Source organism: Pseudoduganella sp. HUAS MS19 (assembly GCF_053615455.1).
Window position 1 is genome coordinate 1,096,588 of sequence record NZ_CM132133.1, and the last position, 13,202, is coordinate 1,109,789.

Sequence of the window (13,202 nt, forward strand, 5' to 3'; positions counted from 1 at the left end):
TCTTTTGAGGGAGGGCAGGCGGCACTGGCCCGGCCCGGCACGCCGCCTTACGATGAGGAACCGCCCTCCCGCATGGCGCATGCCGTGGCGGCGCCCGCCGTGCCGGGCAGCCAGCGCCACAGGCGGCGCAGCAGGCTGCCGGTGCGCCGTTCGGCATAGGCCAGTTGCGCCGGCACCAGCAGGCGGATCGTGGTGCCGCCCTGCGGTGGCGAGACAATGGTGCAGGCTGCGCCAACAGCAGCGGCGCGCTCTTGCATGCCGACCAGGCCGAAATGGCCGGGCAGGCCGGGATGGGCGCCGATGCCGTGCCCGTTGTCCCTGACTTCGAGCAGGAACACGGTGGCCCCGTAGTCGATCAGCACCTCGACCCGTGTCGCATGGGAATGGCGCGCCGCGTTGAACAGCGCTTCGCGCGCAATGACCAGGACCTCGCAGTGCACCGGGTCGAGCAGCGGGCGCGGTGGCTGCGCCAGCGACAAGTGGAAGCGTTCGTTCAGCAGTACCGTGCCGTACTGGCGCACTACCTGCGCCAGGTTTTCGGCATCGCCGTCGCCGCGCAAGTCCATGATGTAGTTGCGTCCTTCGGCCATGAGCTGGTCGGCCAGTTCCAGCGTCTGTTCGATCCTGGCTTTCTCCTCGCTGCCATGCGGCAGCAAGGCTGCCTGGCGGTCGAAGAACATGATCAGGCCCTGCACGCTTTGCAGCAGCGTGTCGTGCAGTCCGCGCGCGATGCGGGCCCGCTCGGCCAGGCGCTCCTGCCGCAGGTCGCGCATGCGGTCGGTCAGCTGGCGCACGCGCAAGGCATACAGCGCAAGCAGTGCCAGGGCGGCTGCCGCCAGCAGCATGGCGTCGAACCAGCCGGTCTGGGTGAAGGAAGGCAGGATCTCCAGCTGCATGGTGGCGCCGTCCTGGTTCCACACGCCATGCTCGTTGGCCGCTGTCACGTTGAAGCGATAGCTGCCCGGCTGCAGGTTGGTGTAGAACGCCTCGCGCCGGCCTTGTACTTCCTGCCATTCCGGGTCCACGCCATCCAGGCGGTAGCGGAAGCGCACCCGTTCCGGCATCGACAGGCTGAGTGCCGTGAAGGCGATCGCCAGGTCCTTGCTGCCCTTGGGTAGTTGCAGGGAGGGCAGCGGCAGGTAGGAGGCGCCACCCGAACGCAGGGCGCGGATCTGCACCGCCGGCGCCTGCGTGTTGCGGGGGATGTTGGCGGGATCGATGCTGGCGATATGGTTGGCGGTCGAAAACCACAGCTTGCCGTCGCTGCCCTGCACCAGGGAGGGCAAGGGACGGAACTGCTCCGCGCTGCCCGGCAGGCCGTCCTGGGCATCGAAGCGCTCGAAGCGCGGCACATGGGCCGGATCGGTCAGCAGCTGCGCGAGCTGCGCGGCCGGCAGGCGCCAGATGCCGTCGATGCCGTGCAGCCATAGCTCGCCCTGCGCCGTGCGCACGATGCCGGAAATGCCGCGCAGTTCGCCCTCCACCGCATGGTAGCCGGCGCTGTCGAACCAGCCCAGCCCGAATTCGCCGCCGGCCCATACGCGCGGGCCATCCACGTGCAGCGCCAGCACGTGGCCGGTGTGCACACCCTGTTCGGGACCGAAGACGCGCGCCCGGCCATGCTCGATGACGGCAATGCGGCTGCCCAGGTAGCCGACCCAGATGCGTCCCAGCTCGTCCGTGGCCACGGCCGGCGCCAGCCCCTGCGGCAGCCCGGCCACGCCGCCATCCTTGCGCCAGCTGTTGCCCTCGGCCATGAACAGCCCCTTGCGCGCGAGCGACAGCCACATGCGGCCGCCGCGGTCCAAGGTCATGGCCTGCACGTCGTGCTGCGCGTGTTGCGGCGGATGCGGCAAGCGGGTCAGCAGGCCGGACGGTGCCCGGCGCCAGCGCTCGTTGCCGGTGCCGAACCAGAGTGCGCCGTCCGCGGCGCGGTAGCCGGCGGTCATGCCGGCCACTTCGCGCCGCAGGCGCAAGCCTTCACTGCTGTAGCTGTAGGTGGCGCCTGCCATATTGCTGACCAGGATGCGGCCGTCGCTGTCGGCCAGCATGCCCGGATGGTCCAGTTCATCGGGCGTGGCCAGCAGGCGCAGGCGGTTGCGGCGCAGCCGGTCCAGGCCGGCCGAGGTGCCGATCCAGAGATTGCCTTCGCGGTCTTCGAACCAGGTCTGCGGCAGGCCGCCGCTGATGCCGCTCTCGCGCGTCAGCTGCTGCGCGGCGTCGCCTTCGGCCGTGCCTTCGGCCAAGCGCTCCAGCGCATGCGCCTTGAGCAGCCACATGCTGCCCTTGCGGTCGAAGAAGATGCCGTTGGCCGCCACTTCGGCGCGCGGCGCGGCACCGCTGGCCGGCGCCCGCTCCTGCAAGCGGTAGCCGCGGTCCTTGCCGTCCGTGGCCCACATGGTGCCGTCCGGCCCTTCGGCGATCGACATCAGGTCGAGGTAGGGCCAGGCGCGCTGGAACTGCTGCCGGCCCGGGTCGCGCCAGTAGACGCCGCCCTGCATCGAGACCCATTGGCGCCCGCTGCGGCTGAAAAAGATCTGGCGCGCGCCGGTTTGCGGCAGACCGCTTTCGGCTGCGACTCGTTCGAAGCGTCCGGCGCCGGGCCTGAGCTGGGCCAGCCCGCCGCCGGCAGCGGCCCAGATGGTGCCGTCCGGGCCTTCCGTCAGGCTCAGCACCGCCGATGCGGGCAAGCCCTCGGCCGGCGAGAACGCGCGCACCTTGCCCTCCACCAAGGCGGTGACGCCGCCGAAGCGGTGCCCAATCCACAAGCCGCCGTCGCGGGTGGCCAGCAAGCCCATGGTGCCGGCCGACTGCAGCCGGTGCCCGGCCAGGCTGTCGATGCGCTCGAATTGGGCGCCGTCGAAGCGGTGCAAGCCGCCCGGCGAGGCGATCCACAGCCAGCCGTCGCGCGTCTGGGCGAACTTGACGACGTCGCTGGGAGCACCTTGCAGGCGGGTCCAGGCGGTATGGGTGTAGTCGGACAGCAGGCGTGGCGGCGCCGCATGCGCGGCCAGGCCCGCCGCGAACAGGAGCGCAGCGATCATCGGGCGGAAGAACATTCCGCTAGTGTAGGTGATTATCGGCCAGGCTATAAACGCGCAAGCTCAGGCCCGCCCTCCGGCCCCAGCCAGGTGGCGGCGAAGCGCTTGCGCGTGGCCGCTGCCGCGGCCTTGTCGCCGCGCTTCTCGTACACTGCCAGCAGGCCGCGCAAGGCCCAGCCGTTGCCAGGCGTCTTGGCGAACGAGGCGCGGAAGGCCGCTTCCGCCTCATCCAGCCGGCCGGCCTTCAGCAGGGCCGCGCCCAGCGACTGGCGCACCGGATAGTACCAGTAGGGCGGCTCGGTATAAGGCAGGACATCCTGCGCCGCCACCGCTTGCGTGAACAGGGCGATGGCGCCGGGCAGCTCGCCCTTCGCTTCGGCCAGCTTGCCGGCCGCGACCAGCCGCGCGGTGCGCACGATATCGGGGCCCGGCACGCCCCAATCCATCAGCGGCTTGAAGTCGGCCTTCTGCTCGATGGCGGCAATGCTGTCGATCTCGCGCTGGCTGTCGTGCCACATGCCCTTGCGGGCGAAGCCGACCGAGCGCGCATAATGCCACATCGCGCGCAGCAGCACGAATTCCTCGGCCGGCGCCGGCAGCGCCAGCAGCGTCTCCGGGCCGCTGAACTGCACATGGGCGAAATAAGGCGCGGCGCGCACCGGCTGCATCGGCGGAATCGCACGCAGCTGTTCGGGGCTGATCGACTGCTCCAGCCTTTGCGTGGCGTGCAGCGTGGCCTTGCCATCGCCGCCCATCAGTGCCGATACCATCGCGAAGTGGATGTTGTGCGGATAATAGGCGCCCTTGTACACCGCGTCGCTGGCGGCGCCGCGGAAGTACTTCTCGTCGATGGCAATGGCATCGAGATTCGATTGCAGCGCGTCCTTGTACATGCCCAAGCGGTAGTAAATGTGCGACGGCATGTGCACGATATGGCCGGCACCGGGGATCTGCCTGGCCAGCTGGCGGGCATAGGGCAGGGCCTTTTCGGGATGGGTCGAGGCTTCCACCGCGTGGATGTAGTAGTGGATGGCGCCGGGATGGCCGGGGTTGCGCTCCAGGACCCGTTCCAGCGCATCGACCATCTCCTGCGTGCGGCCTTTCGGGCTGGCGCCGCCGGCTTCCCAGTAATTCCAAGGTGACAGGTCCATCAGCGATTCGGCAAACAGCACCTGCACCGTATCGTCGTTGGGGAAGCTGCGCGCCGCCTCGGTCATGGCGGCGGCATAGGCCTGGTCCAGCGCTGCGCGGTCGGCCGGCGGCTGCGCGGCGTAGCGCTTGCCGACGGCGCGCACCAGCGCCTGTTCCACCGGGCTGGCGCTGTTGGCCGCCGCCGCTGCGCGCTCGGCTGCCGCGAACGCGGGCGCCGCCATTTCCGGGAACATCGGTGCGTTGATGTTCGGCCCCAGCACCAGGGCTTCGCCCCAATGGCACATGGCGCATTGCGGGTCGGCTTGCTGCGCGGCGTGGAAGGCGCGTGCGGCTTCGGCGTGGTTGAAGGCGAACAGCAGGCGCAAACCCTGGTCGAAATAGGCCTGGGCGCGCGGGCTGCGCGTGGTGACCGAAAAATGCAGCTTGCCCAGGTCCTTGTACAGCGGCGGCGCACTGGCCTGTTGGGGCGTGCGCGCCTGTTGCACCGGCTTGAACGGTGCCGTTTCCGCTTGTGCCAGCAGCGCCAGCATGACGGGCCGCCCGCCGGCCGGACTGGCGCACAGCGCGCCGTCCAGCAGCGGGTCGAAGACCGGTTCGCGCAGCGCCTGCGAACCGGTCGGCAGGGCGCCGGCCGCAAGGCACAGCATCAGGGGCAGGGCACGGGCGGTCGGCATGTCAGCTCTCCTTGTCAGTGATGTAGCGGTTTTCCGGCAGCCTGGCCGGTGGTGGCAGGGTGCAAGGCATGTTCCAGCTTGCTGGTATCCCAATAGCTGCGCACGGATCCGATCTTGTCGTCGCGCATCTTGAAGACATGGACGAATGGATTGTCATAGGAAATGCCGGTACTGAGGGCAATCCAGCTCGAATCGCCGGTGACCACCACCGTGTCACCTTCCTGCACGATGGTCTTGGGTTCCAGGCTGGTGCACTGGACCGTTTCATTCATCTTGATGAAGTACTCGGCTATTTGCTGCTGGCCGTGATAGGTGCCGCCTATGGGCAGGTAGTCGGACTCTGGACTGATCAGGTCCGCATCGTTGTTGAAGTGTGCAAGCAGGCCTTTCAGGTCGCCTGCCGCATACAGCTGGTAGCATTCATTGATGAATTTTTTGGTATCCATGACATCCCCCAAACACCGGCACCTGCAGCGGCATGCCGCAGGCTGCCGATCAGATAAGCCTAGTACGCAGGGGACGGATGTCAAGCTCAGCGCGGGGCGCCGAACACCTGGGTCCAGTAGGCTGCGGGACGCCTGCCCTGGCGGATGCCGACGCCGGCGCCGAGCTCGCTGAACCTGGGATTCATCAGGTTGCGGCAATGGCCCGGACTCTCGATCCAGCCCGCCACCGCTTCCTGTGCGCTGGTCTGGCCGCGCGAGATGTTTTCGCCCACATGGCGCCAGCGGTAGCCGCGCGCCTCGGCGCGCTGCGGCACTTCGTTGCCTTGCCTGTTCTTGTGGGCGAAGTAGCCTTGCTGCGCCATGTCCTCGCTGTGCGCCTGCGCCGCCTCGGCCAGCAGCCGGTTCCAGGCCAGCGGCGGCGCCGCTTCCATCCAGGTGTCGCCGCATTGGCGCGCCTGGGCGCGGGCGGCATTGGTGGCGTTGAGGACCTGCTGCGCTGCTGCGCCGGTATCGGGCAGCAGCAGCAGTGGGTTCGGCGTCGGTGCCGCCAGCACGATGGTCCATTCATTGCCGCTGCGGTGGGTCCCGATGTCGCGATAGCGCTTGCTGCCCAGCGTGACGCAATACGATTCGCGCAAGGCGTCGAAGGCGCTGCGCGCATCGGCGGGGCCTTCGACATTGAGCGCGTCCGCCACTTCGGGATCGTAGCCGGCGCTGTCCAGGGCCGCCAGCAGGATGGTGCCGGGCCGCAGCGCAATGCGCGACAGCACGGGCCTTGGCGTCAGCACCGGCACCGCGGGACGCAGCTTGCCCTGGCAGGTGGCCGGAGCCGCACGCCAGGCGTTGACCATGGCTGCCAGCTGGTCGGCGTCGCCGGCATGGGCCGCAGGAAGCCGGGCCGCGCAGGCGAGTGCGAAAATAATAAGCCTCTTCATTGGACCACTATACCTGCTCTGTTAAACTGCGGGCAACAAAGGAGCGTAGACATGGTTTCGTTGCAAGAACAATTGATGAAGGCTGGCCTGGTCGACAAGAAAAAGGTCAACAAGGTGCAGCAGGAAAAATCCAGGCAGCACAAGGAAGAGCTGCGCAGCGGCACCAAGGCCGTCGATGAGTCGCGCGAGGCGGCGCTGGAGCTGCAGCGCAAGAATGCCGAACGGGCGCGCGAACTGAACGCGCAGCGCGATGCGGCCGCCGGGCAGAAGGCGATCCTGGCGCAGGTGGTGCAGATGGTGCAACAGCACCGCCAGCCCAAAGGCAATGGCGACCTGGCGTATAACTTCACCATCGGCAGCAAGATCGAGCGCATCTACGTATCGGAGAAGGTGCAGCAGCACCTGGTCAACGGCCGCCTGGCGATCGTGGTGCTGGACGGCGTGGCCGAGCTGGTGCCGAAAGTCGTGGGCGAGAAGATTGCCGAGCGCATGCCGGAAGTGGTGGTGGCGGTCAGGAAAGCTGCCAGCGAGCAGCCGGCGGAGGACGATCCTTACGCCGACTACAAGATCCCGGACGACTTTACCTGGTAAGCAGCATCCCGGCCTCGGCGGACACGGTGAACGGCACCGTCGCGCCGCCATAGCCGGCCCAGTTGCGCAGGTCGAAGCTGCCGCCGCCCGCCATGCGCTGGCCTTGCAGGTTCAGGTAGGTCAATGGCTGCTTCGGCCGGCATACCTGCGGCTGGCCGACCGATTGCAGGAAGGTCACCGAGCCCGCGCCAACGCGCGTGCCCCTGCCGTCTTCCACCAGCAGCGCCGTTTCCACGTCCACCCCGATGCCGCGCGCCATGCCGGCCCAGCCATCGTTGACGATGCGGGCGATGAAGGCCACCAGGCGGCCCAGGCGCTCGCGCGTGTCGAAGTGGGCATCGGTGATCACGCTGCCCAGGTCCGGCAGCAACAGGAAGTCGCGCGCCAGCGTCATGCGCTTGTCGAAGGGATCGGCCAGCGCCTCAGACGAGGTAATGCTGCCATTTAGCGCCGCAAAGCCGAAACGCCCCATCAAGGCCAGCCCGGCGCTGGTGCCGCCGATCGGAATCCTGCGGCCGGCCAGTTCCTGGATTGCCGCTTGCACCGGCGTGCCTTGCCAGTAATTGACGTAATCGGACTGGTCGCCGCCGGCGATGAACAGTTCTTCCGCATTGCGGATGCGCTCGATCACGAAGGGATCGCTGGCCGCTTCGCGGCTCGGAATCACCAGCGTTTCCACCGACTGTGCGCCGCCCATGGCGTAGATATAGGGATTGTAGGCGTCGGTGCCGCGGCTGCGGATCACGACGAAATTACCGCCGCCGCCTTTCTGGATCATCCAGGCAAATGCCGCATCGACGTCCGGCCCGCCGCCCATCAGCACCAGGCTGGATTTTTTCGGCTGCGGCAGGACCGCGTTGGTGGGATCGCCTACCGCGTAATACTGGTAAGGTTTGCCAGCGTAGGCGGGTGCTGCCAGCGTGGCGGCCAGCAGCAGGAAGACGGCGAACAAGCGGTGGAGGCGTAGCATGGCGATGCTCCCGGGCTGGGTGGATCCTGCCCGGCCATTGTACGCCCGTCACTTGCAGAAATTTACCCGCGCGCTGGAATATTCAGTCCGCGCGCCACAGCCGGCCGGTCCAGGAAGGCGCCCAGCACGCGGCGCACATTGGTGAATTTCTCGAAGCCCACCAGCTCGCCCGCGCCATAGTATTCCACCAGGTTACGCACCCAGGGGAAGATCGCGATATCGGCAATGGTGAACTCGTCGCCCATGACCCACTTGCGGCCTTCCAGTCGCTGCTCCAGCACGCCGAGCAGACGCGCCGATTCGTTGATGTAGCGGTCGCGCGGGCGCTTGTCTTGGTAATCCCTGCCGGCGAATTTGTGGAAAAAGCCGACCTGGCCGAACATCGGGCCGATGCCGCCCATCTGGAACATCAGCCACTGGATGGTTTCATAGCGTGCCGCCGCGTCCTGCGGAATCAGCTTGCCGGTCTTCTCGGCCAGGTAGAGCAGGATCGCGCCCGATTCGAACAGCGGCAGCGGCTGGCCGCCCGGGCCGTCAGGATCGATGATGGCCGGGATCTTGTTGTTCGGGTTCAGCGACAGGAACTCCGGCGACATCTGGTCGTTGCTGTCGAAGCTGACCAGGTGCGGCTCGTAAGCAAGACCGATCTCTTCCAGCATGATCGACACCTTGACGCCGTTCGGCGTAGGCAGGGAGTACAGCTGCAGGCGTTCAGGATGTTGCGCGGGCCATTTGGCGTTGATGGGGAAGTCGGTCATGCCAGTCATGCTCAAGCTCTCTCGGTTGGACGATGAATCGCGATTATGGGGCATTCCGGTTTTTCATGCCCGGGCCGGGTTATTATTGCCAAGCAATTAACTTTGCCAATATCTAAAACGAGGAGACAAGATGAGACAGCATGTGCTATCCCGTATTCTGACGTTGATCCCCTTCGCGCTGCTGGCCGCTTGCGGCAGCAGCGATGACGCCCAGGCGCCGCCCGCTGCCGCGCCCATCACCGGCACCAATTTTGTCGCCTCGATCCGCTACACCTCCCATGGCGTGCCGCACGTGAAGGCGGCGGACTTCAAGGGCGCCGGCTATGGTTACGGCTATGCCTTCGCCAAGGAGAACATCTGCCTGTATGCGGAAGAACTGGTGACCCTGCACGGGGAGCGCGCCAAATATTTCGGCGGCGCCGGCGGCTACCTTGGCCAGCTGGGCGACACCTTCGGCAATATCGATTCCGATTTCTTTTATAAGCTCCTGTTCACGCCGGCGCTGGCGGCCAGGATCAAGGCGGCTTCCAGCCAGGACGCGCAAGAGCTCACCTCCGGCTTCGTGGCCGGCTATAACCGCTACCTGAAGGAGACGCCGCTGGCGAGCTTGCCGACGGCCTGCAACAATGCTGCCTGGGTGCAGCCGATGACGGAGGACGATGCCTATCTGCGCTTCGCCCAGGCCGCGATGGCCGGCAGCTCGCTGGCCTTCATCAGGCAGATCGGCTCCGCCCAGCCGCCCAAGACGGCCACCGCCTCCCTGCTCAAGCGCAGCAAACCGCGCCTGCTGGCGGCTTCCGATTACGCCAACTCCTCGATTGCCAGGGGCCTGCAGGCCATCCAGGAACACAGCATCGGTTCCAACGGTTTCGGCCTGGGCAAGGACGTGACGCAATCGGGCAAGGGCATCGTATTCGGCAACCCGCACTTCCCATGGTGGGGCGCACTGCGCCTGAACCAGCTGCACCTGACCGTGACCGGCAAGGGCTATGACGTGTACGGCGCCACGCTGCTGGGTGTACCGCTGCCGCTGATCGGCTTTAACGACAAGGTGGCCTGGACCCACACCTTCTCGACCGACAATCGCTTCACACTGCGCTACCTGGCGCTCGATCCTGCCAATCCGACCCGCTACATCAAGGACGGCAAACCGGTGGCGATGACGGCAGTGCCCTTGACGATCAGCGTCAAGGGCGCCGATGGCGCCCTCAGCTCCCTGTCGCGCACCCTGTACACCACCGAGTTCGGCCCCATGCTGATGGACAGCTCCTTCGCCTGGGGCTCCGCGTCGGCGTTTGCGATCCAGGATGCCAACCTGGCCAACTACAAACTGATCGACCAGGTGATCCTGAATGGCAAGGCAAGCAGCGTCGATGGCTTGCGCACCGCGGCTGCCACCCACGTCGCGCTGCCGTGGGTGAATACCATGGCAGCCGACCGCGCCGGCGACACGCTGTACGGGAATTTCTCGGTCGCGGCCAATGTGCAGGATGCACAACTGGCCGGCTGCGTTCCCGGCGCCGCACAGGGGGCGCCATTCCAGGACATCATGGCCTCAAGCGGCGTGGTGGTGATGGCCGGCACGTCGTCGGCCTGCGACTGGACGGGCGCCGTCGGCGCCGCCCAGCGGCCATGGATCAAGCGCAGCGACTATATCCTGAACGCGAACGACAGCCACTGGTGGCCGACTGCCGGCAGTTTCCTGGCCGGTTATCCGAAGATCATTGCGACCGGCCCGAATGCCGAAGGCATGCCGCAGAACAACCGCACCCGCACCGGCCACGCCATCGTGCGCGACCGCCTGGCCAGCGCGGATGGTCTGCCGGGCAACCGCTTCAGCATGGCCAACCTGCAGCAGCTCTACCTGCAGGCGCGCTTCTTCAAGGCGCAGAAATGGCTGCCGGAATTCACCGCTGCCTGCCTGGCCTCCGGCAGCGCGACGGCGGCAGCCAAGGATGCCTGCGCGGTGCTGCAGTCGTGGGACAAGACCCATGCGTCGGGCAGCGCGGGCGCCATCCTGTTTTACGAGCTGTACGCCGCGCTGGGCGAATTGAATGCGGCGTCGTGGTGGAGCGTGCCATACAACCCGGCCGACCCGCTGGAAACGCCGCGCGGCGCCGCCGGCATTCCTGCCGCCATGGCCAAGCTGGAAGCCCTGGTCGCCGGCAGCCAGTTCGATACCGCGGCCAAGCGGCGTACCCGGCCGGAAGAAGTGCAATCCATTTCGCGCCCCGACGGCAGCCTGGCGGTGCCCGGCGGGCGCTATACCTTCATGAACTGGCGCGGCGTGAAGAACCAGATTTATCCCGGCATCTGGATTTACACGGCGGATCCGAAAACCAACGCCGGCGCATACGGCAACAGCTATGTCCAGTTCGTGACATGGGACGATAGCGGGCCGGTGGCCGAAGGCATCCTGACCTATGGCCAGTCTTCGAACCCGGACAGCCCGCACTTCAACGACCAGACCAGGCTGTACGCCCAAGGCCGGTGGATCAAGCTGCCCTATACCGAAGCCCAGATCACCGCCGACCCGGGCTACAAGCTGGTCGAGATTTCGGAGTAGCTTACCCGGCGCGGCGCGCGGCGCGGCAGGCTTCGAGCTGGGTGCGTAGCTCGGAGGCTTCGGCCAGGTAGTTGTCGCGCGCCGTGGTGGCGCCGACCAGTTCCATTTCGGCCGCCAGCTTGGCGTCGGACAGCGTGGCAGCAATGGCCACGCTGCGTTCGAGCTGGCCGCGCAGGTCGGCGATCTGGGCATCCTTGCCCTCGATCGCCAACTGGTCCTTGGCCTTGCCGACCAGGGCGTCGGCGGCGATATTGCGCGCGTTGCGCAATTCCCCGTTCAGGCGCGTGATCTGGTCTTCGTTTTCTTCCAGGGTGGCCTGGGCTAAAGCCAGTTGCGCGCGCAGCGCTTCAATCTCGCTGCGCAGGGGGCTGCCGACGTCGTGGGCGGCCTGCTGCACCCAGCTGCTGAGCGCTGCCGCGACCGATGCAGGAATGTCCAGTTGGGGAATGTCTTGCTCTGCCATGTCAGGCTCCGGTGAGGTTTCCACAATCCAGTCACGATAGCGAAGGATTTGCCACAGAGCAATGGACGAATGGAAACGAAAACCGGGCCCCGCAGGAGCAAGCGTGGCTGCCTTGTCGCAGCCTGGCAACACCTGCCCATGCGCCGCCACGACCGTGCGCTGCTGCAGGGCCCGCCAGCCTTTTCCCCTTGCCTGACCGGCACTAAATTTTGCGGCGGCGGGTTTTGCGGTATCCTCGGCGCATGACCGATGCATTAGCGCGCCTGCCGGAGCTGTTACTGGATGCCGTCTTCATGGTGGAGGAGGGCGGTCGCATCGTATTCGTCAACCCGGCCTGCCGGGCGATTTTCGGCTATGCGCCGGAAGAAATGATCGGCCGCGTCATCCTCGACTTCATCCATCCCGACGACAAGGCACGCACTGTGGCGGAAATGGGCCATGTGCTGAACGGCCGTCCCGGGCTCGGTTTTGAAAACCGCTACCTGCGCAAGGACGGCAGCGTGGCACACATCATGTGGACTGCGCGCTGGTCGCCGCAAGACCGTTTGCGCATCGGCGTCGCGCGCGATATCAGTGAGCGCAAACTCGCCGAGCAGCGCCAGGCCGGCATGCTGGCGCTGGCCACCGCCGCCCACAGTGCTGGAACGCTGCCCGAGCTGTTCCGCGCTTTCGACCAGATCCTGCAAGGCTTGCTGCCGCTGTGCGGCATGGCCGTGGTGCTGCAGCCGGGCGAACGCCTGGCGTATTCCAGCACGCCGACCTGCACGGCGGCGCCGGACGTGGCGGGCTGGCACCACGTCAGCCTGATGGCTTCCGGCATCGCGTTCGGCGACATGCGGCTGGACCTGGGGCGTCACGGCGCGCTGTCGGCCAAGGAAATCGGTTTGCTGGAATTTGCCGCCGGCCAGGCCGGCGCCGTCATCGAAAGGCTGGCGCTGCATGCCGACCTGGCCCATGCGGCACGCTACGACGAGCTGACCGGCTTGCCGAACCGGCGCCTGTTCCAGGACCGCATCCTGTCGGCCATTGCGCGCTGCCGGCGCGGCCAGTCGCGCGGCGCCCTGCTGTTCATCGACCTGGACGACTTCAAGCAGGTCAATGACGAGCATGGCCATGTGGTGGGCGACCAGCTGTTGCAAGTGATGGCCCGCCGCATCACGTCCTGCGTGCGCGAGGCCGACACGGTGGCGCGCATCGGCGGCGACGAGTTTGTCGCCTTGCTGGAGAACGTGGCCGAGCAGGCGCAGGCCGATGCCCTGGCCAGCAAGATCGGGCAAGTGATTGCCACCCCGCTGGCGCTGGCCGGCCACACCCTGCAACCGCATGCCAGTATCGGCATCGCCCTCTATCCCGAGCATGGGGAAGTCATCGACCAGCTGATGCGGCACGCCGACCAGGCCATGTACGCGGCGAAAGCCGCGCGCAAGGCAGCCGCGGCCTGACGCCCGTGCGTGGGCTCAGCGGAAATGTTCGCCGTCCCGCTCGGGCTGGTACAGCACTTCCAGCACGCATACCGGCGACAGCTGGCCGTCGGGGCGCGGCCAGTGGCATCGCCCGCGGCCAGGCCAAGCAGGGCCGGGCCGCGTCTTGGCGGCCTGGATAGGGC

The 13,202-nt window shown here is 66.9% G+C and carries 10 protein-coding genes; 3 read left to right on the top strand and 7 right to left on the bottom strand.

Going from position 1 to position 13,202, the window contains the following annotated elements; genetic code table 11:
• Positions 1-47: 47 nt before the first annotated feature.
• From ACWBU6_RS05110 to ACWBU6_RS05125, 4 genes are all read right to left on the bottom strand, one after another.
• Positions 48-3,044, bottom strand: coding sequence for a triple tyrosine motif-containing protein (locus tag ACWBU6_RS05110; protein WP_452647759.1), 2,997 nt, complete (start codon positions 3,042-3,044; stop codon positions 48-50).
• A gap of 44 nt (positions 3,045-3,088) precedes the next feature.
• Positions 3,089-4,867: a tetratricopeptide repeat protein gene (locus ACWBU6_RS05115; RefSeq protein ID WP_452647760.1), complete on the bottom strand. Its 1,779-nt coding sequence runs from the start codon at positions 4,865-4,867 to the stop codon at positions 3,089-3,091.
• Positions 4,868-4,881: 14 nt separating this feature from the next.
• A complete protein-coding gene (locus ACWBU6_RS05120; protein WP_452647761.1) occupies positions 4,882-5,313 on the bottom strand; it encodes a nuclear transport factor 2 family protein in 432 nt (143 codons plus the stop codon).
• An 86-nt stretch (positions 5,314-5,399) separates the two neighbouring features.
• The gene (locus tag ACWBU6_RS05125) at positions 5,400-6,248 is read right to left on the bottom strand and encodes a CAP domain-containing protein (protein ID WP_452647762.1); all 849 of its coding nucleotides are present in this window, start codon (positions 6,246-6,248) and stop codon (positions 5,400-5,402) included.
• Positions 6,249-6,299: 51 nt separating this feature from the next.
• On the opposite strand from ACWBU6_RS05125, the gene ACWBU6_RS05130 reads away from it, so the two are divergent.
• Positions 6,300-6,839 carry a DUF2058 domain-containing protein gene (locus tag ACWBU6_RS05130; RefSeq protein ID WP_452647763.1) on the top strand — a complete coding sequence of 180 codons (540 nt, stop codon included), beginning with the start codon at positions 6,300-6,302 and terminating at the stop codon, positions 6,837-6,839.
• Here the strand turns inward: ACWBU6_RS05130 and ACWBU6_RS05135 are convergent.
• Both ACWBU6_RS05135 and ACWBU6_RS05140 read right to left on the bottom strand, forming a co-directional pair.
• Positions 6,829-7,809: a cyanophycinase gene (locus ACWBU6_RS05135; protein WP_452647764.1), complete on the bottom strand. Its 981-nt coding sequence runs from the start codon at positions 7,807-7,809 to the stop codon at positions 6,829-6,831. The two genes, ACWBU6_RS05130 and ACWBU6_RS05135, sit on opposite strands and share 11 nt — an antisense overlap.
• A 62-nt stretch (positions 7,810-7,871) precedes the next feature.
• On the bottom strand, positions 7,872-8,576 hold the full coding sequence (locus tag ACWBU6_RS05140) for a glutathione S-transferase N-terminal domain-containing protein (protein ID WP_452647765.1): 705 nt from the start codon (positions 8,574-8,576) through the stop codon (positions 7,872-7,874).
• 133 nt (positions 8,577-8,709) lie between these two features.
• Here ACWBU6_RS05140 and ACWBU6_RS05145 point away from each other — a divergent pair, with 133 nt between their 5' ends.
• Positions 8,710-11,133: a penicillin acylase family protein gene (locus ACWBU6_RS05145; protein ID WP_452647766.1), complete on the top strand. Its 2,424-nt coding sequence runs from the start codon at positions 8,710-8,712 to the stop codon at positions 11,131-11,133.
• Position 11,134: 1 nt separating this feature from the next.
• Here ACWBU6_RS05145 and ACWBU6_RS05150 read toward each other — a convergent pair whose 3' ends face one another.
• Positions 11,135-11,596 (bottom strand): hypothetical protein, encoded by a 462-nt coding sequence (locus ACWBU6_RS05150; RefSeq protein WP_452647767.1) that lies wholly within the window; start codon positions 11,594-11,596, stop codon positions 11,135-11,137.
• Positions 11,597-11,838: 242 nt separating this feature from the next.
• Here ACWBU6_RS05150 and ACWBU6_RS05155 point away from each other — a divergent pair, with 242 nt between their 5' ends.
• Complete coding sequence (locus ACWBU6_RS05155; protein WP_452647768.1) at positions 11,839-13,038, top strand: diguanylate cyclase domain-containing protein; 1,200 nt, start codon at positions 11,839-11,841, stop codon at positions 13,036-13,038.
• Positions 13,039-13,202 lie beyond the last annotated feature (164 nt).

Excerpts from the sequence above, each read along its gene's own strand:
- ACWBU6_RS05135 (WP_452647764.1), bottom strand. The coding sequence starts at position 7,809 with ATGCTACGCCTCCACCGCTTGTTCGCCGTCTTCCTGCTGCTGGCCGCC.
- ACWBU6_RS05125 (WP_452647762.1), bottom strand. The coding sequence starts at position 6,248 with ATGAAGAGGCTTATTATTTTCGCACTCGCCTGCGCGGCCCGGCTTCCT.
- ACWBU6_RS05155 (WP_452647768.1), top strand. The coding sequence starts at position 11,839 with ATGACCGATGCATTAGCGCGCCTGCCGGAGCTGTTACTGGATGCCGTC.
- ACWBU6_RS05110 (WP_452647759.1), bottom strand. The coding sequence starts at position 3,044 with ATGATCGCTGCGCTCCTGTTCGCGGCGGGCCTGGCCGCGCATGCGGCG.
- ACWBU6_RS05140 (WP_452647765.1), bottom strand. The coding sequence starts at position 8,576 with ATGACTGGCATGACCGACTTCCCCATCAACGCCAAATGGCCCGCGCAA.
- ACWBU6_RS05120 (WP_452647761.1), bottom strand. The coding sequence starts at position 5,313 with ATGGATACCAAAAAATTCATCAATGAATGCTACCAGCTGTATGCGGCA.
- ACWBU6_RS05130 (WP_452647763.1), top strand. The coding sequence starts at position 6,300 with ATGGTTTCGTTGCAAGAACAATTGATGAAGGCTGGCCTGGTCGACAAG.
- ACWBU6_RS05150 (WP_452647767.1), bottom strand. The coding sequence starts at position 11,596 with ATGGCAGAGCAAGACATTCCCCAACTGGACATTCCTGCATCGGTCGCG.
- ACWBU6_RS05115 (WP_452647760.1), bottom strand. The coding sequence starts at position 4,867 with ATGCCGACCGCCCGTGCCCTGCCCCTGATGCTGTGCCTTGCGGCCGGC.